General features: G+C 46.0%; 25 protein-coding genes. 7 read left to right on the top strand and 18 right to left on the bottom strand.

Annotation, left to right across the window (positions count from 1 at the left end):
* Positions 1 to 94: 94 nt before the first annotated feature.
* On the top strand, positions 95 to 217 hold the full coding sequence (locus tag HMPREF9446_RS19335; protein WP_262360215.1) for a hypothetical protein: 123 nt from the start codon (positions 95 to 97) through the stop codon (positions 215 to 217).
* A 77-nt stretch (positions 218 to 294) separates the two neighbouring features.
* On the top strand, positions 295 to 1,401 hold the full coding sequence (gene ald / locus HMPREF9446_RS16570; protein ID WP_009126910.1) for an alanine dehydrogenase: 1,107 nt from the start codon (positions 295 to 297) through the stop codon (positions 1,399 to 1,401).
* A 103-nt stretch (positions 1,402 to 1,504) separates the two neighbouring features.
* Here the strand turns inward: ald and HMPREF9446_RS16565 are convergent, their stop codons facing one another.
* Entirely contained in the window at positions 1,505 to 2,725 is a 1,221-nt protein-coding gene (locus HMPREF9446_RS16565) for an MFS transporter (RefSeq protein ID WP_009126909.1), read from the bottom strand.
* A 200-nt stretch (positions 2,726 to 2,925) separates the two neighbouring features.
* On the opposite strand from HMPREF9446_RS16565, the gene HMPREF9446_RS16560 reads away from it, so the two are divergent.
* From HMPREF9446_RS16560 to gadC, 4 genes are all read left to right on the top strand, one after another.
* Positions 2,926 to 4,371: a glutamate decarboxylase gene (locus HMPREF9446_RS16560; RefSeq protein WP_009126908.1), complete on the top strand. Its 1,446-nt coding sequence runs from the start codon at positions 2,926 to 2,928 to the stop codon at positions 4,369 to 4,371.
* Positions 4,372 to 4,498: 127 nt separating this feature from the next.
* The gene (gene glsA, locus HMPREF9446_RS16555) at positions 4,499 to 5,464 is read left to right on the top strand and encodes a glutaminase A (protein ID WP_009126907.1); all 966 of its coding nucleotides are present in this window, start codon (positions 4,499 to 4,501) and stop codon (positions 5,462 to 5,464) included.
* 18 nt (positions 5,465 to 5,482) lie between these two features.
* On the top strand, positions 5,483 to 6,256 hold the full coding sequence (locus tag HMPREF9446_RS16550) for a potassium channel family protein (protein ID WP_009126906.1): 774 nt from the start codon (positions 5,483 to 5,485) through the stop codon (positions 6,254 to 6,256).
* A gap of 102 nt (positions 6,257 to 6,358) precedes the next feature.
* Positions 6,359 to 7,837, top strand: coding sequence for a putative glutamine/gamma-aminobutyrate antiporter GadC (gadC, locus tag HMPREF9446_RS16545; protein ID WP_009126905.1), 1,479 nt, complete (start codon positions 6,359 to 6,361; stop codon positions 7,835 to 7,837).
* A 128-nt stretch (positions 7,838 to 7,965) separates the two neighbouring features.
* Here the strand turns inward: gadC and HMPREF9446_RS16540 are convergent, their stop codons facing one another.
* The 7 genes from HMPREF9446_RS16540 to HMPREF9446_RS16510 all read right to left on the bottom strand — a co-directional run bounded on the left by HMPREF9446_RS16540 (position 7,966) and on the right by HMPREF9446_RS16510 (position 13,492).
* Positions 7,966 to 8,916, bottom strand: coding sequence for an NAD(P)H-dependent flavin oxidoreductase (locus HMPREF9446_RS16540; RefSeq protein WP_009126904.1), 951 nt, complete (start codon positions 8,914 to 8,916; stop codon positions 7,966 to 7,968).
* A gap of 53 nt (positions 8,917 to 8,969) precedes the next feature.
* Positions 8,970 to 9,650, bottom strand: coding sequence for a DUF4858 domain-containing protein (locus tag HMPREF9446_RS16535; RefSeq protein WP_009126903.1), 681 nt, complete (start codon positions 9,648 to 9,650; stop codon positions 8,970 to 8,972).
* A gap of 57 nt (positions 9,651 to 9,707) precedes the next feature.
* Positions 9,708 to 10,256, bottom strand: coding sequence for a DUF4943 family protein (locus tag HMPREF9446_RS16530; protein WP_039969885.1), 549 nt, complete (start codon positions 10,254 to 10,256; stop codon positions 9,708 to 9,710).
* 19 nt (positions 10,257 to 10,275) lie between these two features.
* Entirely contained in the window at positions 10,276 to 11,373 is a 1,098-nt protein-coding gene (locus HMPREF9446_RS16525; RefSeq protein ID WP_039969884.1) for a porin family protein, read from the bottom strand.
* On the bottom strand, positions 11,357 to 11,911 hold the full coding sequence (locus HMPREF9446_RS16520; protein ID WP_009126900.1) for an RNA polymerase sigma factor: 555 nt from the start codon (positions 11,909 to 11,911) through the stop codon (positions 11,357 to 11,359). Before HMPREF9446_RS16520 ends, HMPREF9446_RS16525 begins: the two co-directional genes overlap by 17 nt.
* A gap of 347 nt (positions 11,912 to 12,258) precedes the next feature.
* A complete protein-coding gene (gene nadC / locus HMPREF9446_RS16515; RefSeq protein WP_009126899.1) occupies positions 12,259 to 13,107 on the bottom strand; it encodes a carboxylating nicotinate-nucleotide diphosphorylase in 849 nt (282 codons plus the stop codon).
* Positions 13,100 to 13,492 carry a DUF4783 domain-containing protein gene (locus HMPREF9446_RS16510; protein WP_009126898.1) on the bottom strand — a complete coding sequence of 131 codons (393 nt, stop codon included), beginning with the start codon at positions 13,490 to 13,492 and terminating at the stop codon, positions 13,100 to 13,102. The genes nadC and HMPREF9446_RS16510 overlap by 8 nt, the downstream gene beginning before the upstream one ends.
* Positions 13,493 to 13,586: 94 nt before the next feature.
* On the opposite strand from HMPREF9446_RS16510, the gene rlmH reads away from it, so the two are divergent.
* On the top strand, positions 13,587 to 14,060 hold the full coding sequence (gene rlmH, locus HMPREF9446_RS16505; protein WP_009126897.1) for a 23S rRNA (pseudouridine(1915)-N(3))-methyltransferase RlmH: 474 nt from the start codon (positions 13,587 to 13,589) through the stop codon (positions 14,058 to 14,060).
* An 8-nt stretch (positions 14,061 to 14,068) separates the two neighbouring features.
* Here rlmH and HMPREF9446_RS16500 read toward each other — a convergent pair whose 3' ends face one another.
* From HMPREF9446_RS16500 to HMPREF9446_RS16455, 10 genes are all read right to left on the bottom strand, one after another.
* Positions 14,069 to 16,924 (bottom strand): bifunctional fucokinase/fucose-1-phosphate guanylyltransferase, encoded by a 2,856-nt coding sequence (locus HMPREF9446_RS16500; protein ID WP_009126896.1) that lies wholly within the window; start codon positions 16,922 to 16,924, stop codon positions 14,069 to 14,071.
* 218 nt (positions 16,925 to 17,142) lie between these two features.
* A complete protein-coding gene (locus tag HMPREF9446_RS16495; RefSeq protein WP_009126895.1) occupies positions 17,143 to 17,400 on the bottom strand; it encodes a hypothetical protein in 258 nt (85 codons plus the stop codon).
* Positions 17,401 to 17,407: 7 nt separating this feature from the next.
* Positions 17,408 to 18,658: a DegT/DnrJ/EryC1/StrS family aminotransferase gene (locus HMPREF9446_RS16490; RefSeq protein ID WP_009126894.1), complete on the bottom strand. Its 1,251-nt coding sequence runs from the start codon at positions 18,656 to 18,658 to the stop codon at positions 17,408 to 17,410.
* Positions 18,659 to 18,734: 76 nt separating this feature from the next.
* On the bottom strand, positions 18,735 to 19,352 hold the full coding sequence (locus HMPREF9446_RS16485) for an MBL fold metallo-hydrolase (RefSeq protein WP_009126893.1): 618 nt from the start codon (positions 19,350 to 19,352) through the stop codon (positions 18,735 to 18,737).
* A gap of 1 nt (position 19,353) precedes the next feature.
* On the bottom strand, positions 19,354 to 19,962 hold the full coding sequence (locus tag HMPREF9446_RS16480; RefSeq protein ID WP_009126892.1) for a sugar transferase: 609 nt from the start codon (positions 19,960 to 19,962) through the stop codon (positions 19,354 to 19,356).
* Between the two features lie 4 nt (positions 19,963 to 19,966).
* The gene (locus tag HMPREF9446_RS16475) at positions 19,967 to 20,845 is read right to left on the bottom strand and encodes a polysaccharide deacetylase family protein (RefSeq protein WP_009126891.1); all 879 of its coding nucleotides are present in this window, start codon (positions 20,843 to 20,845) and stop codon (positions 19,967 to 19,969) included.
* Positions 20,842 to 21,834 (bottom strand): GNAT family N-acetyltransferase, encoded by a 993-nt coding sequence (locus HMPREF9446_RS16470; RefSeq protein WP_009126890.1) that lies wholly within the window; start codon positions 21,832 to 21,834, stop codon positions 20,842 to 20,844. Before HMPREF9446_RS16470 ends, HMPREF9446_RS16475 begins: the two co-directional genes overlap by 4 nt.
* A gap of 1 nt (position 21,835) precedes the next feature.
* Positions 21,836 to 22,978: a carboxylate--amine ligase gene (locus HMPREF9446_RS16465; protein WP_009126889.1), complete on the bottom strand. Its 1,143-nt coding sequence runs from the start codon at positions 22,976 to 22,978 to the stop codon at positions 21,836 to 21,838.
* Position 22,979: 1 nt separating this feature from the next.
* Complete coding sequence (locus tag HMPREF9446_RS16460) at positions 22,980 to 24,038, bottom strand: ketoacyl-ACP synthase III (protein ID WP_009126888.1); 1,059 nt, start codon at positions 24,036 to 24,038, stop codon at positions 22,980 to 22,982.
* An 11-nt stretch (positions 24,039 to 24,049) separates the two neighbouring features.
* Positions 24,050 to 24,289, bottom strand: coding sequence for an acyl carrier protein (locus tag HMPREF9446_RS16455; RefSeq protein ID WP_009126887.1), 240 nt, complete (start codon positions 24,287 to 24,289; stop codon positions 24,050 to 24,052).
* Positions 24,290 to 24,302: the final 13 nt, after the last annotated feature.

Genomic DNA, 24,302 nt, shown 5'->3' with positions numbered 1-24,302 from the left:
AATAAGTCATTTCAAAACACGGACAAAGATAAAAAGAATCTATATCTTTGCCCCATAAAAGCAAATAAACAATGAGGCATATCCACAAATTCCCATGACAAGCACCTTCATTGTAAGCAACCGGACTACCGAAGAAGCAGAAGGTAGAGCCGATATGGACGTACTCAAAGACAAACTCATTCCGGATACGGCACACCAACTGATTTCCTGTTTTTAAACATGGAGGATACGATAACACCCTACCTTCCATTTTCGTATCTTGCGACATGTTTAACCCCCTAAATTCTTAAGGTTATGATTATCGGAGTACCTAAAGAAATCAAAAACAACGAGAACCGTGTAGGAATGACCCCTGCCGGAGTAGCCGAGTTGGTGAAACGCGGTCATACGGTGTATGTACAAGCCTCTGCAGGTGCAAACAGCGGTTTCTCTGACGACGATTACATCGCCGTAGGTGCACAAATGTTGCCAACCATTGAAGACACTTATGCAGTAGCTGACATGATTGTCAAGGTAAAGGAACCTATCGCACCGGAGTACAAACTGATAAAAAAGGGACAAGTGGTGTTCACCTATTTCCACTTCGCTGCCGATAAATTACTGACCGAAGCCATGATTGAAAGCGGCGCCGTCTGCATCGCCTACGAAACGGTAGAAAAAGAAGACCGCTCATTGCCGCTGTTAACTCCGATGAGTGAAGTGGCCGGACGTATGGCCACCCAGGTAGGAGCCCGTTTCCTTGAAAAGCCCCAAGGCGGAAAAGGTAAATTGATGGGTGGTGTGACAGGGGTACGTCCCGCACGTGTACTGATCCTGGGCGGCGGCATTGTAGGCACCAATGCCGCACAAATAGCTGCCGGAATGGGTGCCGAGGTTCTGATTACAGATATCAACCTTCCCAGACTGCGCTACCTCAGCGAAGTGATGCCCAAGAATGTAAAAACGCTCTACTCTTCAACCCACAACATCAAGATGGAGTTGCCCAATATAGATCTCGTTATCGGTTCCGTCTTGATTCCCGGTGACAAAGCACCTCATCTCATCACCAGAGAGATGCTGAAAATGATGAAGCCCGGCACCGTCCTTGTGGATGTCGCCATTGACCAGGGAGGTTGTTTTGAGACGTCTCATCCTACCACGCACAGTGAACCTACTTATGTGATAGACGGTATCGTACACTATGCAGTAGCCAATATTCCCGGTGCCGTACCGTTCACTTCCACCATGGCATTGACAAACGCTACACTGCCCTATACCGTGGCCTTGGCATGCAAAGGCTGGAAGCAAGCCTGCAAAGACGATCCGGCACTGGCACTTGGCCTGAACATTGTAGAAGGGAAAGTAACCTACAAAGCCGTAGCGGATGTATTCGGACTGAAATACGAACCCATCGGCCTGTAAACCGCCAATATGGATAAATCTCCCGGGCGCGGACTAACGGAGCACCGGATGCGCTCCGCATAGCCCGCGCCTGAAAATGAATATCCATGAATGAACTGTTCCTCTACAATCTATCATCAAACAAGAAACTTTTCCTCCTTGCATACGCCCAATACATGGCAAGCAAAGTGACGCAAAGATTAAAGATGAAGGGGAATTCCTTTGAATGGGAATGAAACAAGTGCTGGAAGGAATCCGTAATAAAGGGAGACAACAGGATAGCCAGATAATTCATCACCATCACAAAAGCCAGTGCCAGTGTCGTCTTCTCCGGCATGGCCGTATCTGCCGTCTTATCATAAACAAGAGGCTGGATCACTCCATATCCCAAACCGACTGACAGACATCCCGGTATAATCAGCCACTCGACAGGTGCAATCCAAATCAGCAACAGTCCCAAGGCAATGGACAACAGACTGTAGAATTTGGTTTTCTCACCCAGAACCTTCACAATACGGTCCAATGCAAATCCAGGAGCCATGACAGCAAGGAAAAACAAGGAAATCATCAATCCGGAATTGCCACTTGAAAAATGATGTGCCTCCATCAAAAACGGCAAATTGAAGGTTACCGCCAAAACAACATAAGTAACCAGACCATAGAACAGCATCAGATGCAAAAGATGCGGAAGATGAATACCGTATTTTCCGGAAATGGCAGGTGACTGCTCTACAGGAACAGCAGCAGCCTGCACCGTCGTTTCAACCGGCCGGCTATCGTCATTTTTTAAGTATGCAGAAAGCAGAAGGGAAATCAGAGGCAACAGATAAACAACAAACGGCAAGTGCCAATTGACCTCTGCCAAATATCCGGTTACCGCTGTAGCTACCACCAGCGTTACATTGGTAATTGCCGAACTGTAGCCGAACTGTTTCACCCTGTAGGTTCCCGTGAAGTAACGCGATATCAGACCGGTGGAAAGTGGAATAATCAACCCCGAACCTATCCCCAACAATGCACTGACCGCCATCAGTTGCCACATCTTGCTTGAAAACAGATAAAGCACTCCACTGGCGGCAAACATCCATAATCCGGCCCGCAGCAAACGGATAAAGTCCCGTTTTTCGGCCAACTTGCCCGCCAGCAACACAAAAGGTATAATCAGCAGTGAAGGCAGGGAGGCAAGCATCTGTATATCCAGTTCCGTAGCCTTCGGAAAAATGGCGGAAAGTTGTCCGAGGATAGGCGATACAGCCAAACCAGGCAACGAGGTCAATGCTGAAATAGACCAGATGCCTATAAGCGTGATAAGAGGAATCGTTCCCCTTCCGGTATTGACTTGCATATAGATAAATATTTTATATGAATAATGTGGAAACAACAAACCACTCCTAAGAATGTTCGTTTTTTAAGATGTTACCAGCCTCCGCTTTAATAAACGCCAAATAATGTAAAACCCCGGAACTTTCCTCAATGAATGCCGTTGTTGTGGAAAATCAGACGGGGAAAAGCCCCGCCGCCTAAACCTTTAAAAACATTATTTATATGGAAGATTTGAATTTCAGAAAAGGAGATGCCAAAACTGACGTGTTCGGCTCAGACCGTATGTTGCAACCGTCACCGGTAGAGAAAATACCCGATGGGCCCACTACCCCGGAAGTCGCCTACCAGATGGTAAAAGACGAGACCTTTGCCCAGACACAGCCGCGCCTGAACTTAGCCACATTCGTCACCACCTATATGGATGACTATGCCACCAAGCTGATGAACGAAGCCATCAACATCAACTACATTGATGAAACCGAATACCCTCGCATCGCCGTAATGAACGGCAAATGTATCAACATTGTCGCCAATTTGTGGAATTCGCCCGAAAAGGATACCTGGAAAACCGGCGCGCTCGCCATCGGTTCTTCAGAAGCCTGTATGCTGGGTGGTGTGGCAGCCTGGCTACGCTGGCGCAAGAAACGCCAGGCTCAGGGCAAACCGTTCGACAAACCGAACTTTGTCATCTCAACCGGTTTCCAGGTGGTATGGGAGAAATTTGCCCAACTGTGGCAGATTGAAATGCGTGAAGTACCCTTGACTTTGGAAAAGACCACGCTCGACCCCGAAGAAGCACTGAAGATGTGTGATGAAAACACCATTTGCGTAGTACCCATCCAGGGCGTTACATGGACAGGACTGAACGATGACGTTGAAGCTCTCGACAAAGCCCTCGACGCATATAATGCCAAGACCGGCTATGACATTCCTATCCACGTAGATGCCGCCAGCGGCGGTTTCATCCTTCCCTTCCTCTATCCCGACACCAAATGGGACTTCCGCCTGAAGTGGGTACTTTCCATCAGTGTCAGCGGCCACAAATTCGGACTGGTTTATCCGGGTCTGGGTTGGGTCTGCTGGAAAGGCAAGGAATATCTGCCCGAAGAAATGGCGTTCAGCGTCAACTACCTCGGCGCCAACATTACCCAGGTCGGCCTGAACTTCTCCCGCCCTGCCGCACAGATTCTGGGACAGTATTACCAATTCATCCGCTTAGGATTCCAAGGATACAAGGAAGTACAATACAATTCACTGATGATTGCCAAATACATTCATGATGAAATCGGCAAGATGGCTCCATTCGTAAACTACTCCGACGAAGTTGTGAACCCGTTGTTCATCTGGTACTTGAAACCGGAATATGCAAAGACCGCCAAATGGACCCTGTATGACTTGCAGGATAAGCTGTCTCAACACGGCTGGATGGTACCTGCCTATACATTGCCCGAAAAGTTGGAAGACTACATAGTCATGCGTGTCGTTGTCCGCCAAGGTTTCAGCCGCGATATGGCAGATATGCTGTTGGGCGACATCAAAAATGCCATTACCGAACTGGAGAAACTGGATTACCCGACCCCTACCCGTATGGCACAGGAAAAGAATCTACCGGTAGAAGCCAAACTGTTCAACCACGGCGGCCGTCGTCACAAGAAAGCCGCTAAATAAACCAACAGAGGATTAGACGACCAGACGATTTACGATGTACGGTTACAGCATGTCCTGAACCAAAATTCAGCCTACAGTAATCTCAATCGTAAATCGTCCATCGTCCAACCGTAAATATTACAAATGTATGGAAAAGAAAATATCAATTTCACAGATCAAGGAAGTTGCACAGCAAGCCTACAATGAAGTCAAGGGCCATACGGGAGGGAAGAATGCCGACTACATCCCCTACCTTGCCAATATAGATTCCCACCTGTTCGGCCTCAGCATTTGCCTGATGGACGGACAGACCATCAACATCGGTGACACGGATTATCATTTTGGCATAGAGTCTGTATCAAAGGTGCACACCGCCATTCTTATCCTGCGCCAATACGGTGCACAGAAAGTATTGGATATGATCGGAGCCGATGCCACGGGCCTGCCGTTCAACTCAATCATCGCCATCCTGCTGGAAAACGACCACCCTTCTACCCCGTTGGTAAACGCAGGTGCCATTTCTGCCTGCTCCATGGTACAGCCGGTGGGGAACTCCGACAAAAAATGGGCTGCCATCGTGCAGAACATCACCGAACTTTGCGGCTCTGCCCCGCAACTTATTGACGAACTGTACAAATCGGAAACAGCCACCAACTTCAATAACCGTTCCATTGCCTGGTTGTTGAAGAACTATAACCGTATCTATGACGATCCGGATATGGCTCTCGACCTCTATACCCGCCAATGCTCCCTGGGCATCACCGCCCGACAGCTGGCCATTGCAGCAGGAACCGTTGCCAACAACGGCGTAAACCCCGTAACCAAACAGACAGTATTCGAGGCCGGCCTCGCACCGAAAATCACTTCAATGATTTCCACCGTAGGTTTCTACGAACATTCAGGCGACTGGATGTACACGGCCGGAATTCCCGCCAAAAGCGGTGTAGGAGGCGGTGTTATGGCAGTGTTACCCGGTGTAATGGGAGTCTCAGCTTTCGCTCCTCCTTTGGATACGGCAGGCAACTCCGTCAAATCACAGCTGGCAATCAAGTTCATCATGAACAAACTCGGACTGGGTGTGTTCAACGGTGACAATGTGACAATTACCGAATAAAGACAGGTTGTCTTCATCATGAAAATGGCTCTATCAGAATTTTCTTTGCGGGAGAAAGGCATTTATGGCATACTGCATGTCATCATCCTGCTGCTTTCGCTTTTCCTGGTTATCAGCATCTCCATCGACACATTCAAAGGAATACCCTTCTACGAACAGTCGGTATATATGAAAGTACAGTTATGGATTTGCGCCCTGTTCCTGGCAGATTTCGTATTGGAATGGATTCTGGCGGAAAACAAGGCACGCTATGTATCCACACACTTCATTTTCCTGCTGGTAGCCATACCCTATCAGAACATCATTGCCTATATGGGATGGACCTTCTCGCCCGAAATCACCTATATGTTGCGCTTCATCCCGTTGGTACGGGGCGGATACGCCATGGCTATCGTAGTGGGGTGGCTGACGTACAACCGTGCGTCAGGACTATTCGTATCCTACCTGACAATGCTGTTGGCCACCGTTTACTTTTCCAGCCTCGCCTTTTACGTCATGGAGCATGGCACCAATCCTTTGGTCAAAGGTTACGGTGATGCTCTGTGGTGGGCATTCATGGATGTAACGACGGTAGGCTCCAATATCATAGCGGTCACCCCCACCGGACGGGTACTGTCCGTACTGCTTGCAGCACTGGGCATGATGATGTTCCCTATCTTTACAGTCTATGTAACAAGCCTGGTACAGCGGCGCAACAAAGAAAAAGAAGATTTCTACAGCCGGATGACGCAAAAGCGGGTACAAACGCAGCAGGAAGCATCTTCCTCTGCCCCCACTGCCGATGCGTCCTGACTGTTAAAACCCGATTTTTCTCCAACACGCCGGAAACAACTGCTACCGGGCATTGTTATAAACGCTGATTTTGAATATATTTTTCACCAAAAACCTTAACTTATGGCAAATATCAAACAAACTGTGAAGCTGGGAGTATTCACCCTGGCTATCATGAATGTGACGGCTGTAGTATCTCTGCGTGGACTACCGGCCGAGGCCGTATACGGAATGAGTTCGGCCTTCTACTACTTATTCGCAGCCATCGTATTCCTCATCCCGACATCACTTGTCGCTGCGGAACTGGCTGCCATGTTTCAGGACAAACAAGGCGGTGTGTTCCGCTGGGTGGGTGAAGCCTACGGCAAGAAACTGGGTTTCCTCGCCATCTGGGTACAATGGATTGAAAGTACAATCTGGTATCCTACAGTCTTGACATTCGGTGCCGTTTCCATCGCCTTCATCGGCATGAACGACGTACATGACATGTCCCTGGCAAACAACAAGTATTACACGCTGGCCGTTGTGCTCATCATCTACTGGCTCGCCACTTTCATCTCATTGAAAGGTATGGGATGGGTAGGCAAGGTAGCCAAAGTCGGCGGTATGGTCGGCACGATTATCCCGGCAGCCCTGCTGATTATCCTGGGAATCGCTTACCTGGCAAGCGGAGGACACTCCAACCTCGATTTCCACAGCAGCTTCTTCCCGGACCTTACCAACTTCGACAACGTCGTACTGGCAGCAAGCATCTTCCTCTTTTATGCAGGTATGGAAATGGGCGGTATCCACGTAAAGGATATGGATAACCCCTCCAAGAATTATCCGAAGGCTGTATTCATCGGCGCTGCCATCACGGTCATCATCTTCGTGCTGGGCACGTTCTCACTGGGAGTCATCATCCCGGCCAACGACATCAGCCTGACACAGAGTCTACTCGTAGGCTTCGACAACTACTTCAAGTATATCCATGCCTCCTGGCTGTCACCGATTATCGCCATCGCATTGGCATTCGGCGTGTTGGCTGGCGTGTTGACATGGGTTGCCGGTCCTTCCAAAGGTATCTTTGCCGTAGGCAAAGCAGGTTATATGCCTCCGTTCTTCCAGAAGACCAACAAACTGGGTGTACAGAAGAATATCCTGTTCGTGCAAGGTGGCGCCGTAACCGTATTGAGCCTCTTGTTCGTGGTTATGCCTTCCGTACAGAGTTTCTACCAGATACTCTCTCAGTTGACGGTAGTCCTTTACCTCATCATGTATATGTTGATGTTCTCCGGAGCCATCGCCCTGCGTTATAAGATGAAGAAACTGAACCGTCCGTTCCGTATCGGTAAAGCAGGCAACGGACTGATGTGGTTTGTCGGCGGACTTGGTTTCTGCGGCTCATTGCTGGCATTCATCCTGAGCTTCATTCCGCCCAGCCAGATTTCAACAGGCAGCAATACCGTATGGTTCTCCGTACTTATCATCGGTGCCCTTGTCGTAGTGATTGCCCCGTTCATCATCTACGCTTCCAAGAAACCGTCCTGGATTGACCCGAACAGTACTTTCGAACCCTTCCATTGGGAAGAACAGCCTGCAGATAAAGAAATACAGGCATAAAGAAGAAAAGGAATATCACCGGTAATCCGGAGGTATTCCTTTTTTTTTAATGTTTACGTTCTATGATTTAAATACAATCCAACGGATTACGTTTAACAACAAGAGGATAACATTCTTCTTCCTTCATTTTACCAAGACACTTCCTGCATCCTTTCCCATGCCCTTTTATACTCCTCCACCAGTTCCCGCATCACCGCCGGTACAGACTGTACCCCTTTTCCATGAAGCAAAGAAGCAACCTGTCCTATCTCCAGTTCACCCTCTTCAAGATCACCTTCAAAGATACCGCGTTTGGCACGGCCACGACCTAAAAGAACGCGAAGTTCCTCTTCCGTTGCACCCACAGCCTCGGCAGCTTCCACGGCATCACGGAAGTTATTGCGTACAAGACGGACAGGCGCCAGCTTTTTCAATAACAAGCGCGTATCACCCTCTTCCAGGTGCAGGCAATAATCCTTGAATATCTCACTGGCAGAACTCTCGGCTGTCAATGCAAAACGCGTACCGACCTGCACTCCTTCAGCTCCCAATGCCCGCACGGCAAGCATCGCTTCTCCGGTAGCAATACCTCCGGCCGCAATCAGCGGTAGCGTGGTCGCGGCACGTACGGCAGGTATCAGACACAAAGTAGTCGTCTCTTCTCTCCCGTTATGGCCCCCCGCCTCAAAGCCTTCGGCAACAATGGCATCCACTCCCGCCTCTTCCGCTTTCCCGGCAAAACGGGAAGATGAAATGACATGTACCACAGTGATGCCACGGTCGTGCAGCCAACCCGTCCATTTCTTAGGACTACCGGCAGATGTAAATACAACCTTTACCCCTTCCTCTGCCACTATCTGCATGATTTCTTCTATCTGGGGATACATCAAAGGAATATTCACACCAAACGGATGAGGGGTAGCCGCACGGCATTTGCGAATATGTTCCCGCAGCGTTTCGGGATGCATGGATCCCGCTCCCAACAGGCCCAATCCTCCCGCATTACTTACCGCGGAAGCAAGCCTCCAGCCACTGCACCACACCATTCCCGCTTGAACAATCGGATATTTTATCCCCAAAAGAGAAGTTACTCTGTTCATTGTTATTTTTTTTAAGGGTTATCAAAGAATAACAAGAAAAAAAAGAAGAAAGTTCATTTCAATTCTTTCACCGGATGCTTGATTAAAACCGTCGTCGAGTCTCCATACGCTTTCAAAACCTCCAATGTACGCGCACGGCGTCTGCGTCCTTTAAAATTCCAGAACTCACGGGTAAAAGGAGTCATTAAATCAAGGCTGCCTATTCCGCCGCCACCGACTCCCTGCCAGCTTCCTACCGGCATATTGTTGGCACGTTCCGTAACCCGATAACGTTGTCCGGTAGCTTCAATCTGTTCCACACTCTCACGGGGGCCGATATCCAAAGGCGTCTTCGCCCAATTCGTATAGATAAAGAGCGTTTTGAGTTCATAATAAGGATCCCCCCTCCAAGTATTCTTCCCGACATTGATCTTCTTCTGATAGACAGGATCCCAATTGTATTTCGTATTGGCCGTATAGGGACGCAGAGTCAGTTTGATTTCTTGCTTGGGTTCTTTCTGCAACGAAGTGGGCAAAGTGGGGTCAAAGTCCATCCAAGACTTGTTTACCGATACTTCCGGAGTCCCCAAAATATTCCTTTCGAGTTCCTTCAAAGCATCCGGATTCACCTTTACCTCCCCGTTTCCCTTCAGCAACTGCTGCAACTTCAAGGAATCCTGCGGCGTCCAGTTTTGGGCGCAAAGAGGAAAGGCTACCGCATAGAGCAGCCCTATTATAAGTATAGATTTCCTCACCTGATAATTTTGATTACTTAATACCTGATACCTGATCTTTAATACCTGAAATACATTCTACCACCACATATACCCGCTTCCGCAAAGCGGCTCATCATAGCAGGGGTCAATAGTCCACATGGTACGCGGATACTTCCGGCCTTCCCACCAGCGGCGGTAACGGGCAGCGGCATCCAGCACCTCCTCATCCGTAAGGAAATAGATTCCTTCGTAATTCTCGGCATCCGCATGCACCATCTTACATCCCATCGAGGCATTGTGCCCAAGACGGATCGTCTCGACCGTCCATAAGATGCACTCGCCTAAACGAAGTTTCCCGCCAGCCGAATAAGACACCGGAGCCAAGGGAAAAGCAGGAATCACGGTCAGATCTTCGGCATACTTCAGCAATTCCTCTATATCCTCGGCAGTAAATTTCGGCATGCTGCTCAGCCCATCCGGACTTTGGGTGGAATATTTACCGGCTTTCAATTGCTTTACAAACAAATCCACGTCCGGATGGTTGTAGTCCAATGCTTCTTTTGCACAGGAAGCCAATGAGAGAGTAAAGAACACGAGCAGTAAAATACGCCCGAATATAGGTAAGTTATCAGATAGAGTTTTCATCTTCATATTCCATTTAAGATTAATAAGTCATGCGTACCCCGCACAATAAGTTCAGATTAACGGGACGTTCCGTACGCAATGATTTCGTTGGTGAATCCGTATCAAAGTGATGGGAAACGGACGGTTCGGCAAACAGGGCAAAACGGTCATTCACCTTATACCGGACTCCCACCCCGGCAGCCACAGACAACTGCACCGGTTCTGCCTTGAAACTATTGTCGGGCGCACCTGCAATGCACTTTTCAATGGCACCTCCCAAGGTAGCATAAAAATCCACTTTAGGAGAGCTTGCAAGCATGGCATTCAGTTTTACGGGAACTGCCAGCGTATGCAGAGTATGGTCGGCAGGCAGGCAATTATACTGTAGCCCTGTCTCCAAAGCCAAATATTTATTCAAGCGGCGTTCTACTGTCACTCCGGCAGTGAAAGGCATATCAAAATTGCTTTGGGGCAAAGAAGTTCCCACGGCAGCCTTTATTGCCCAATAACGAGGCTTCAAGGTAGTTTCTGTTCCGGCCGTTGCCGTCTTGTCATCACCGGATGCCGCAGTGTTCATGTCCGGATTTGTATTTTTACAGTCCGAATCTGCCTGGTACATACCATTCCGGGCTGAATTCTGACTGCTGTAGTAACCGTTCCCCGGCTGACGGTTATTGCCGTAAACCCGCTGTGTAATTGTGATGGAAACATGAAGTGAAACAGACTCTTCGTCCGCATCGGCCACCAGTCCTGCCGGTGCACCGTTTGCCGGCTGTTTTATTCCGGGCTTATTCGCTGTGGGATTCGTCTGATGAATGGACGGGAAACTTTCCTGTACGACATCCCCTTTCAGACTGCCCTCGGGTGTCAAGGCTGCCACTTGCGTAAAGGCTTCCTTTATCTCTTCTTTAGGAGAGAAATACCAAAAAGCCGCGGAAGCCGCTCCCAACACGAAGACTACCGATGCGGCTGCAGCCACCCGACAAAATCTCGGAGAAAGAAGAATTCGCTTCTGACGTCCTGCTTCCTTCCGGGACAAATCGCATTGCAACTCTTCCCAAAAGTTATCCCGCACAGTCATCCCTGCACCGCCCAGACGGCTACGGAACAAATCGGTTATTTCATCTTTTTCTCTCATCATCAGTATATTCTTTAATTCTTTTTGCTAACAAACATTTGGCACGATGCAACTGCGAAGTAGATGAATGCTCCTTGATATGAAGTATTTCGGCGATCTCCTTGTGGGATTTCTCCTCAAAAACATACAAGTTGAACACGGTACGGCATCCGTCCGGAAGTTCCGCAACAAATGCCATCAACGCCTTCTCGGAAATACGAGTGCCGCTTTCTGCGACACCGGTTTCATCCGGAATATCAGGAAGCTGCTCCTCGTTCACCACCAGTTGGCTGAAACGCTGCCGTTTCCGCAAGTAATCTATAGCCTGCGTCACCATTACTCTTGTCACCCACGTGCTCAATGCACATTCTCCACGAAAAGTGAAGTGGGTAAAGATTTTGATGAAACCATCGTGCAATACGTCATGGGCCGCATCGACATCGCCCGTATAGCGGTAACACACCGCCAGCATCTGCTTGGAGTAGAGGGTGTATAGTTCCTTTCGGGCGGAATCCCTTCCTGCCCGGCAGCCCTCAATCAGTTCTATCTCATTTTCCAATGTCAGTGCTCGTTTTTACGGACGCCTCTTCGCGTCGTTTGTTAGTTAGACGCAGCATTCTTGAAAATGCTGCTGAATTCATTCTAAAAAGAAGTTAAAGGCCGGAGATTATTTCATACTACTTCCACTCTATCATCCATCACCCTGAAACGCATCATCCGTTGCAGCCAAACGCATCATCTGTTTGGGACGAACAGATGATGCGTTTCACCCGAATACATCATCTGTTTTTCAAGAATCGTCAATACTCTGATTATGAAGAAAAAAGCCTCTCATAAATCTGCCATATCGCAGCATTCTTTATGAGAGGCTTTCCTATTATTCTGTAATATTACTTTCTGCCTTTGTCAACACGCTTTAAAACTCATATCCAATCCTTTTACGGAATGGGTCAAAGCGCCCACTGATATAAAGTCTACACCACATTCGGCATAATCACGCAATGTATCGAAAGTGATACCACCGGATGATTCGGTTTCGTAACGACCGGCTACCATCTCCACAGCCTTCTTCGTCATTTCGGGTGTGAAGTTATCAAACATGATACGGTCTACCCCACCCAAGTCGAGCACTTGCTGCAATTCGTCGAAACTGCGTACTTCGATTTCAATCTTGAGGTCCTTACCTTTCTCCTTGCAATAGTCTTTGGCACGGGTAATGGCTTTGTCGATACCTCCGGCAAAATCCACATGATTGTCTTTCAGCAGAATCATGTCGAACAAGCCGATGCGATGATTTACGCCTCCACCAATCTTGACTGCCATCTTTTCGAGGATGCGCATGCCCGGAGTAGTCTTACGGGTGTCGAGTACACGGGTATTCGTACCTTTCAGCTTCTCGGCATATTTGTGGGTCATGGTAGCAATACCACTCATACGTTGCATGATATTCAGCATCAAGCGCTCGGTCTGCAACAAAGATTGTATCTTACCTTCTACAATCATGGCAACATCGCCCGGTTTCACTGCCGTGCCATCGTTGATAAAGACTTCCACTTTCATAGTGGGGTCAAAACGGCGGAATACCTCCTTAGCTATTTCAATACCGGCAAGAATACCCGCTTCCTTAATCAGCAGTTTGGACTTACCCATTGCCGTAGCAGGGATGCACGAAAGGGTGGTATGGTCACCATCGCCTATGTCTTCGGCGAAAGCCAGGTCAATCAGCCTGTCAATCAATTCTTCTTCTTTATTCATTGGTCTTATCTATTCTTATTTGATGTATGACATATTTGTTTTGCACTCTTCTGAAGAAACAATTCACCCGAAAGTTTCCATTGGCTGTCGTCAAGGTACCGATGACGAAACTGGATTCATCACGCTGGCCTTGATGGTTCACATTGAAACCGCTGACCTTGTTGCTGGAGAAGAAACCGGACAAGGTTCCCTCTGCCGTCCCCCGGTCAACGTTGGTCGATTTATTCTGAATAATCAGATCCACCTTATCACCCAGATACCTGTTAAGTTCCTGAGAGTTTCCTTTCTTGAAGGCCACAATCACCCCCACAGGCACATCCTGGGCAAAGAGCGAGGACATCCAAATGAAGAGACCGGTCAACAACAAAACTACTCGTTTTTTCATTTTCACAAGTATTAATGATAGGCAAAGGTAAGCATTTATCGCAAAATACAATAAAAAAGTGCTAAATTTGTGCACGAATCAAAACAGAACCGATATGAAAACAACCCTGCTCGTAGTAGGACGAACCGTAGAACAACATTTTATTACGGCCATCAACGACTATGTACAGCGCACCAAACGCTACCTTTCCTTCGATATGGAAGTCATTCCCGAACTGAAAAACACCAAAAGTCTTTCTATGGAGGTACAAAAGGAAAAGGAAGGCGAGCTGATACTGAAAGCGCTCCAGCCGGGAGATGTCATTGTCCTGCTGGATGAAGGCGGAAAAGAAATGCGCTCCATAGAGTTCGCAGACTATATGAAGCGCAAGATGAATACCGTCAACAAACGGTTAGTCTTTATTATCGGCGGGCCTTACGGATTCTCCCGTAAGGTATATGAAACCGCACACGAGAAAATGTCCTTGTCACGCATGACCTTCTCGCACCAGATGGTACGCCTTATTTTCGTAGAGCAGCTCTACAGGGCAATGACCATATTGAACGGAGGACCCTATCACCACGAATGATTTCCTGTTTACGAACGGGACACCTGGAATCCCTTGTCAGAGAGTGACATTTCCACAAATCTCGCTCTCGGGTTCGGGGCATTCTGTGTCAGAATCTCACGGATGCGGACCGCTGCCTGCGGATCCTTGGCCACCATATACAGATAACCTCCCCCACCGGCTCCCGGCAACTTATATCCTAACGTGTAATCCTTTATCTGATTGATAATAGCCTCCACAGCCGGAGGATTCGTGCCATAATCCAAGGCCTTGTTCTGCGCCCAGGTCTTTCCGACCAGTGCACCAAAGCCCATGAAATCATTCCGCTGGACTGCTTCCGCCATATCAAGGGCATGCGCTTTCATTTCCTCCAACAATCCTAAATGCAAGGACGAGTTCAGGAACATCGACCTGACGATTTCAGCAAGGATACCTTTTGCCGTCCGCGTAATTCCCGTGTAGTACAGCAAGTGGCAATCCCTGTATTCCGGATGGGTGAACAAGTGTTCGGGCAGCCAGCGCACCAACGGCTGCTGGGCAAACCCGGTTTCGGTCTGCAAAAGTTTGATGCCCTGCAATACACCGCCATATTGGTCTTGCCAGCCTCCACCCGTCGTCAGCAGCTGCTCCAAAGCAAGGGTACGGCGGCATATTTCATTCTTGTCCCACATCAGCCCGCAGAAATCACTCAACGAACCCAAGACTGTAGAAGCCAATATGGAGCTGGTACCCAGACCGGAACCTGCCGGTATCGCAGAAAGCAACGTGATTTCAATGCCCGTTCCGAAAGCTTCCAGCAGCTTTTCAAGCGAAGGATAGTTCTTTTCCGAGAATGCAGGCACAAAACCCGCCAATGCCAATGCGGCTTTCGGAATGGAGAAAGGAGACCCTACCTTACAGTAATCTTGCAGTTCTTCGAAAGTATTCACCACTTCCATCGCCCCCATATCTATGGAACGCAACACGATGCGATATTCCCGGCACGGCTTGACATATACCTGCAAAGGAGGCTGTCCGTTCAGTTCAATGGCGATATTCACCACATTTCCTCCGGCAAACAAAGAATAAGGAGGGGTATCCGTCCACCCACCTGCCATATCTATGCGCACGGGGCTACGCCCCCATACTATCTGGTCACTATATACATTCAGGTGGGGCAAGCTCTTGCGTTCATACAAATCGGCCAGCAAGCCCTCGCGCAACAAGCCGAATGCCGCCTGTTCATCTACTTGAAAGTCTTCACCGTTCAGTTTCTCCACCTGCGCCCGCAACATGCGGTTATGGATGCGTTGCATCAACGGGGCGTCCGCAGGCAGGACTTCCGGCTTTCTGAGACCGAATTTATGGAACTCACCGGCCACATCGGCCAAATCGAGCTGATAGAACACACTCTTTTCATGGTTACGTGCCAACACCTCCCAATTCCCTCTGCAGAAGTTCGCCCGCTGTGCATACAGCATACGTAAATCCGCCTGTGCAGAGATTTCATCGGCAGACAGACGACCGCTCTTCAGCCAGACTGATTTCCCTGCTTCCAAGGCAGGTTCGGAAACCATCCAGCGAAGTACCTGTCCCATTTCCGCCTCATCTTCTACTATCGGAAAGATGGAGGCAGCCTGCAAGTCATCTTTTCTACCCTTTATATCTTCTGTGGTCAAGCCACGTTCTCCCAGCCAGGTCTGGAAAGGCACTCCCAGGAACAATGTCTTTTCGTCACGGATATCTCCTTTGAAAACATCATCAAAACCGTACGGGCGCACCGCCCAACGTCTGTCTCCCAAGGGAACCACGTCAATACAGACCCCGTCGGGAACAGCCAGCATCCAGTCATTTTCCGGCACTCCGGTAATGATTTGCCGCGCACCCAGAGTCCATGAAGCGCCGATAAAACTATTTTCAATCCAAAGGCTGTCATTCTTGGGAGAGAGCTGTACCTTCACTTCCGCATTCTGCACAAAGATAGCCGGATTGGGTTTCACCTTCCGGTGCATTATCTGCCGCTGGTCATATACCTTATTCTGCAAAGTCACCGTAGATGACAGCAGTTCACGGCTTGTACCGTAATGGTAGAATTCACCGCCCGGCAACGGAAGTATGGCTACAGACAAACTGTTTAACTCCTCATCGGCAATGCGCGGATGATTTCCCAAAGACAAGCCGAAATCGGAGTACAGGTCATAATACTTCAAGTCAGCATACGGCATGCCCCCCTCCGAAGCACCGTCTTCTTTCTGCGAACGTTTCATCAACAGTTCCACTGCCCGGTCACTCAACAGCCAGATGCCGATATCCATCAGAAACAGATGTGTCTTGGAGAGATTCTCCAATTCTTCCAATGAGGGCTTCTGCAACATGAAGTCAAGTGCCTCCGGATGTTTGCGATCCGAAACGAACACGCCATGGTGGGTAGCCAACAGCGGGTCAACCCATAAGCCATAGCACACGACGTCCGCATCGGGTATCTCCTGCAAAGGTTTCTCGGCACGGATATAGACATCACCGCTTGCAATCAGCGTACGCAGATTTTCCGGTGCACGCTCCATTATTTTCTCATAAAGCGGAAGTTGGAGGGAAAGCAGGTTCTGTCCCAGCTTCTGCCCGCGCGCCCAACGGAATACCGGTATCGGAGTCAGGATCTTTCCCGAAGGCGCATACCCCGGTAAACGCCTGCTCTGCCCTCCGGCATGGAGCAAGATACGTTTCTCCGCCGAGTGTTCCATTTTTCGATTCTTATACCATTCACGCAAGAGCCAGGTCGTTCCCCCACCCGAACCCAGTTTCATACCTACCGGGTCGGAAGTGCAAAACCATTCCGTACGATCTACATTTTCCAGTTCATAGAATGCCGACACCAGATTAGGCGGCAAAGACAATAATTTCTGCATATCCGTTTGCTATATTGCTTAATATTCAGCGGCAAAGTAAAGCATTCTTGAGCAATTAACATAAAAAGTTTCAACTTATTTAGGGAACATAAAAAGAAAAGGCGGTAAAGATTCAAAATCTCCACCGCCTTCCGATACAATTATGGTTTAACTGTCAGCTATGATCATGCATTCATTACATCCCCTCTACTTTACGGTTGGCTTCTTTCACTCCTTTTTCAACAGATTGTGCGGCGCTTTTCAATGCCTTTTGCACTTTCTCCAGTATTTCCGGAATCCCGACGTGTCAAAGCATACAAAATCTTCAGTAACGAGATCTTGGCACTTACATAGAATGTTACTTCTCCCTTGTCTTTTTGAATGTGCAAGTATAGGATTGCCCCCTCCTTGCTTTCCTTATTGTCGGCCTTAACAAACTGTCCGGCAGCACCGCCGTCTATAGATTCGGCAGGTAGGGCTTTTTCGGATTTGTCCAATCACCCGTTATCTTACTATAGCCTCTTTTATGCACTCTACAATATAGTGCACATCTTCATCGGTCACCCATGGACCGGCAGGAAGACACATGCCGATTTTAAAAATGGCTTCGGATACCCCATTGATATAAGCCGGAGCATCCTTATAGACAGGTTGCTTGTGCATAGGTTTCCAAACCGGGCGTGCCTCTATTTTCTTGTCAAGCATAAAAGCACGCAAAGCTTCCACATTCTCGTTGGGCTGGCAGTCCGTTGTTGCACAATCTACGGCATGAATCACACCTGCAGCACCGCCTACGGCAGTCTTGACAACATCCTTATAGGCATTTTCCTGCCCTTTGACGCGAAGTAAAGGATCCAGGGTAATTGTACAGAGCCAGAAGTTGGAATCATAATCAGCCGAAGGCGCTTCATGGAGTAATACACCTTCCACATCCTTGAGCAGTTTCCTATAAAGAGCCTGTACATGCCGGTGATGTGCAATATGCTTATCGGCAACGGTCATCTGACCACGGCCAATACCTGCACAGATATTACTCATGCGATAGTTATACCCTATCGTCTCGTGCTGGTAATAAGGATAAGCCTCACGAGCCTGCGTGGCATACCACATGATTTGATTCTTGCTTTCGGTATCATTGCAAATCAACGCACCTCCGCCACTGGTAGTAATCATCTTGTTACCGTTAAAACTCAGCACTCCAAACTTACCGAACGTACCCAGCACCTGTCCCTTAAAACGAGAGCCAAAACCTTCGGCAGCATCTTCCACCACCGGAATGGCATACCTGTCGGCGATCTCCATGATACGTGTACAGTCATAGGGCATGCCGTACAATGCTACAGGAACAATAGCTTTCGGCTTCTTGCCTGTCTTGGCAATGCGGTCCTTGATGGCTTCTTCCAACAAATCCGGAGACATGTTCCAGGTTTCTTTCTCGGAATCCACAAATACCGGAACGGCACCCAGATAAGTGATCGGATGTGAAGACGCACAGAATGTGAAGCTTTGTACAATCACTTCGTCACCCTGTCCCACTCCGCAAGCCAGCAGAGCCAAATGTACTGCCGCCGTACCAGCCGAAAGTGCCACCACTTCCTTGCCTTCACCTACAAAACGTTTCAAATCCTCTTCAAAGGCATTCACGTTAGGACCGAGAGGAACCACCCAATTCGTATCGAAGGCTTCTTTTACATATTTCTGTTCAATACCCTCCTCGCTCATGTGGGCAAGGCAGAGATAAATGGTTTTATCCATAAATATATATGTGATTATTTAATGATCAGACTTCGGATTCCTCACATAGTGGGGAATAAAAAGAAAGGAAAGAAGCTTATAAATCCTTTCCAGATATCGGGAGAATTTGCTCATAAATGTTTCCATGACCGGGATACAGACTGCAATCCTTTATTAATTCCATGATACGTTCTTTCGAAATCCGTGCATCTTCCCTATCGCTGTTAGGGAATGAGGCAATGACTTTAACACCCGGGATATATGAATCACCCGAGAAAACATTGTTCTCAACCTTATAAGTAAGACAACTTTTATCATGTCCGGGAGTTTCAAACACTTCCACGAAAATTCCCGGAAATATTTCCACTTTATCATTCTCATGTAAAACCGTCACATTATCTCCCACCCATATTACAGGATCATTGTGATAACGGGAAAAATTAAGTTTATCCGAACCTAGAGCCTCTTTGCCGAAAGAGGAAGTGTAAACCATGCAATTAGGATACGATCGTAATAAATCTTTTATACCATAAATATGGTCGTAATGAGTATGAGTCAGAAACAAGGCTTGTACCGTTCCGCCTTTTTCTTGAACAAACTGCTTTATAGGGGTAATATCTCCAATGTCTATCAATACAAGTCCATCTTTCCCCTCAACAGATAATATATAAGTATTGGAGGTGAAAACAGTATTGACAATCTGATGAATGTTCATTTCAGTTATGGCCGTTGAAAGCCTCAGTGGTAGCATTACCTTCCTTATTGATCCCTTCTCTAACGAAGACCTTCTTTATGGTCAGTAAAACAATTTTCACATCCAACCAAAAAGAGACATGATCCACGTACCACACATCCAGTTCAAACTTACGTTTCCAACTGATATCATTCCGTCCGTTTACCTGTGCCCACCCTGTAATTCCCGGACGGACTTCATGGCGACGGAACTGTTCTTCCGAATATAAAGGAAGATACTTAGGCAGTAAAGGACGGGGGCCAACCAATGCCATATCCCCCTTTAATACATTAATTAATTGTGGTAATTCATCTATAGAAAGAGAACGGACTATTTTCCCAACCTTTGTCAGGCGATCAGCATCCGGCAACAAGTTTCCTTCAGAATCCCGCTCATCTGTCATTGTCTTAAACTTTATGGCTTTGAATATTCTGGCATTTTTTCCGGGGCGATCCTGGGTAAAGAAGACACCGGCACCCTTATTGGTGAAATGGAGGAAAATGATTAGAAGAAGTAATATGGGCCAGATAACCAACAGAGTTATAAAAACAATTACAAAGTCTAACCCACGCTTTAATCCTCTTTTATACATAAGCCTATAATTCTATTAACGGTTGTTTACTCCAATTTATTTCCTTTGCTGCCTGCCCTACATTGCAGAAAACATAAGTTTGCAACAGAACTTCTAATTTATTCAAAGCCTCTCCCTTACCTATATTTGCCTTAGCATAACGGATTATACGATTTTTTAATGTTCCAGTTTCTTTAAAGTATTCCTCAAATTCTGCCTTAGTCATAAACTTTGAATTTTGCTCTATCAAATCATTAATATGAAAATAAAACATCACATAATCCATACGTCCAATAAAGTTTTTCTGTAACCATAATGGAATAAGTCTAAAATATCCTCCTCCTGAAAAAGTTACACTCTTACCCACTAGCGTAGCAGGACAAATAGGAAATTCCTTTATTGTATATACTCCTTTCTTTATTAACGCAGGCACCGATGAGGTAAAATGAGGAAATCCCCCAAAATCGCGATTGGCAGGAAATACAGAGCAATCATATTCTATACCGTTTTCCGCCAATACATCAAAAGCCCAGTCGTTGTTTTTCCCTATGGAAAATGCAGGGGCACGGAAACTTTTTACTTTTCTCCCTATAAGATTTTCTATCTCTCCTATTGCAATACGTGTGTCTTCGGCAAATTCTTGTCGAGTCATTTTATTTACCCACAAATGCTTATTTGAATGGCTTCCTATTTCATGTCCTGCATTCGCTATTTTTTTTAATACATCAGGAAACTCAACTGCCAATTGTCCTACACAAAAAAAGGTCGCTTTGGTATTATTCTTTTCGAGAGTATTCAAAATCCAATCCAGCAATTCGTCATACTGCCGATATTTTTCTTTTCTCCCCCCTTTAAAATGTTTTTCAATATACCACTCCTCGGTATCAAAAGTCAATATTTTCATAAATAATATACAAAATCCAAATCTGAATCTGCAGATGTAATCAACAAAGAGCACTCTTTATTTATATGTGGAATAGTAGTGCCACCGTACAATTTTTTACTTGTTCGCAATATAATAGGGAAAAAATCAAGCACTTTTCTTTTCAATGAAGACAATGTTAAATAAAAGCCAATACGGTTCATTTTAGCAATTTCAGAAACAGCTTTGTGTATGCTATTTACATAGTCCTCTTTTCTATATCGAAAGTCAACTAATGAGATTACATCAAATCCTTTATAGTGTGCCACACGTACAACAAAGTAGCAAACTAAATTTCCACACAAATAACCTTCGTAAACAACATACTTTTTATAAATATTAAAAAAGCGCTTTTCAAAGAATGATTTATCACGTATTATTTCAATATCATCATTTTGCCAGAAGCCGTCAGAAGTAAAAGACATTTGTTCCAATTTATCTATTCGATAAAACATCATGCCTCTTACCGCCATTTTCAGTGGATAAAACACATCCTCTATTCCTCGTCTGTAGTGTAAACACCTCCTATACAAACTGTTTAAGAGGAAACGGTTTACAGATAAATACACATAAACCGGATTAATAGGCCGAAAACAAGGAATAATCTTAGGCTGTATATTGTATGCGGCATCAGTAAGACCAACTACACATCTATCCGAAAACCTCCCCATTTGTTCATAAATCATTCGCCCCACTCCCTTACCGCGATAAGTTTTCAAAACAATGGTATTACCTTCCCAATAAAAATCTTGCTTTTTACCATGTATCTTTATCTCATTCCAATTAGCAGTAGTACAAGCTATTATCTTACCTTTATCTTCTACTAGAAAAGTACGGTTCAAAAGATTTTTTTCACACGAATATTGCTTTAACCACCAATCAAAATACCTTTTGTCCCTATTAGGAAAACTCTCAACAAGAAACAATATAAGCTGTTCATATAAATCGGGAGTATAAGGAATGATTTCCATATTATATACCTGCTTTTGATTTACGAAAAGAAGAAGAACATATCTTTTTCAAACCAGAAAAGAGAGAAAAAAAGATTGCCCCACTTTCTTGATAGTATAAATTTCGGGAAAAAAAGATGAACCAAGAAGGAATACAAGAAAAACGTCTGTTTGATGATATAAACCACATAATATCAAGTCCTAAATATCGCAATTGCTTATTAGGAACATAAGTATAAGGGGAGATTTTTATACCCAAAATATCATTGACTATCAAAGCCGGGAAATTAATACCCGAAACTTCTGCTGCACGAATAGAAGCAGGAACACGAGGATTAATCTCTATAATCTTGAAATCCCCATCTTTAGTTTGCAAAATATCAAAATCCGCGAAACCTATCCAATTCAAAACTTCCAATGTCTTCTTACAAATTTCAGATAACTCTTTCGACTCTATAGTCCTGCAAAAAGAACTACTTCCTCCTTTTATTGGATAATATCTGATAATCTCTATTATTACAGTGTTGACTATATTCCCTTTTTCATCTCTGTACATCATCACATTATAATAAGGTGCACCAGAAGTGTCAATGTATTCCTGTAGAGTACATTCACCGTATTTTCTTAATATTCCATCATACTTGTCTTGCAAATCAGACAAAGAACAGACCATCGTAATGCCTCTTGCTCCCACTGAAATATTAGGTTTTATCAAAGCTGGAAATCCTATGGCATCTGCCGCTTCCTGTAAGTTACTTGAGGTCAACAACTGTGTTTGAGGATGAGGAATGAAATTTTCCTTACATAAAGCTAAAAGTTGCCATTTATCATTTGCCTTTTGAAAAATATCATAGTTAGGGATTGCGCACTTAAGATGGTATTCATGTTCTAATTCCACTTTATTTATACTTAAAAACTCAGCAGTTACATCACTTAAAGGAATAATTACAGAAATAGCATGTACTTGCAAAACACGATGCACAAAAAACAAATACTCCTTTTTGTGTGTTGGAGTTATATCAATAGTATAAAGTTTATCTATATATTTTGACTTTGTCGAAATATCTCCTCTATGCAACAATGCAATGACACTATATCTTTCTTTTTTTAAAGAACGTGCTACAGATAATGCTTGGAGTCCACCACCAACAATCAAAATATTCATACTATAACCAAATTATATCAGGCACAACCATAGGTTTCGTCTTCATCCACATTGTCCCCCAGCTTAATCCAAGCCCGAAAGAGGACATCAACAAGGTAGTCTCTTCCTGCATCAGCCGTTCACGCAAGCGGCTCACCATTAATGAAGGAATAGAAGCTCCACCCAAGTTTCCAAACTCCTCCAGGTTATAAGGAACCTTCTCTTTGGGCAACTTCAATTTCTTCACAATACGATCCACAATCATCTTGTTCGCCTGATGAATCAAGAAATAGTCTATATCCGCTTCACGATTGATTTTATAATTATCTAAAAAGGCTTCGACGGATTTAGGAGGACGGGATATGGCGAACGAAAAGACATTCATTCCATTTATCAATGTATGGATGGGAGCACGCACAATGCCGTTGCCAAAATCTTCATATTCAAAGGAAGCTGGTGTAGCCAGATGGCGGAAACCACCGTGAGGGGTCATCAAAGCTTCATATCCCTTACCGTAGGTATGAAAATCAACTACAATATCATTGGCAGTCTCATCATATTCCAAAGCTATGGCTGTACCGCAGTCACCGAACAAAGGTACACGGCTTTTGTCTTTCATGGATCCCATCCGCAAAGCCGTATCACCTACAAGCAACAAGGCACGTTTTACATTACCTGCCGTCAACAGGTTACCGGCAACCGTTATGGCATACATACACCCACAACACCCCATTGGAATATCCATACAGAAACAATTTTCCGACAACCCAAGCCTGTCTTGCAATATGCAAGAAGTAGGAGGAGTACGATAATCACCCGTAACAGACTCAAACAGCAATACATCAATACTGTCCTTCTCCCACCCCAGCTCTTCAAGCAGTTTCTCGGCAGCAGCCTGGCACATATCCGAAGCGCACATTGTGTCCGGAGCAATATGCCTTTCTTTTATACCGACTGTATTGTCGAATACATCAGCTTCCTCTTGGGAAAGAAGTCCCAGTTCGGAAGTTTTTACCACATTCTCCGGAACGGTCATAGCCACTCCCTTCATGCCGACATTCTTAATTTCCCATCTTGCCATTACCTTGACCCTTAAAGTTCAACTTCGTATTTTTTCAATATCTCACGTCCCTTTCCATAGGAAGTAAACTCCATGATATCCTCTGGGTCAAACATTACGTCAAAGGACTCTTCCAGCAATGCGATTATATTCAGTTGGTGAACAGAATCCCAGGATTCCACGCTGTCTTTTGAAAAACTATCGTTCAACACTGCACTATCCACCCCAAACACTTCTACAAAAGCGTCATTATACTTTTCAATATTTGTCATCGTTCCTATCTTT

The sequence above is a fragment of the Bacteroides fluxus YIT 12057 genome (genome assembly GCF_000195635.1).
GTDB lineage: Bacteria > Bacteroidota > Bacteroidia > Bacteroidales > Bacteroidaceae > Bacteroides > Bacteroides fluxus.
This window is presented reverse-complemented; position numbering and strand designations above follow the sequence as displayed.